Below are 593 nucleotides of genomic sequence, written 5' to 3' on the forward strand. Positions count from 1 at the left end.
CCAAATACTATTTGCAAGTGAGCAATGATGGTAAAGACGACTGGCGTATGCAAGACGTTGCAAAATTGCCTCGTCCAGAAGTCAGTTTTGATCCACTGCAAGTGTTTGCCAAAAGTTAAACCTTTTTGGACATAGTTTTCAAAATAACTCGTTTAAAACCATAAAAAACCAGCTTATTAAAAGCTGGTTTTTTTATGTACTAACCAATTTTACTTAGTTAAATAAGCAGCTAAAGAAGTGGATTAATCGTAGGGATTTTCTGTGTGGCACGGCTACTTTCTTTTCTGTTATCCAAAGCTGCTGACTGTTTATAATTATTATCAAACTTTGCATTAAAAGTCTGAGTCTTTGGCGCGACAGGCAGACCAATCTCAGCAAGACTGTCGGTCTGCCCTGCTTGGATATTATCCCCTTCAAATAGACGCTCATGGTTATCACGCTCTAAGCTTAGCTGTTCAAAATCAAATAATTCACGATCAGCTAATTGCGATGGCGCAACATTTTGCATGGCTTTAAATATCGAGGCCAGACGCTGCGGGTGCGCATCATCCCAATCGCGCAGCATATCGTTGATGATGGCACGCTGCAAGTTG

Annotated in this window: 1 pseudogene; it reads right to left on the minus strand. The window is 40.6% G+C overall.

Annotation, left to right across the window (positions count from 1 at the left end):
• Positions 1-229: 229 nt before the first annotated feature.
• Positions 230-593: pseudogene (locus ACS8FD_RS22730) on the minus strand (tRNA 2-thiocytidine(32) synthetase TtcA); the annotation flags it as partial.

Source organism: Psychrobacter sp. 1U2 (assembly GCF_051847575.1).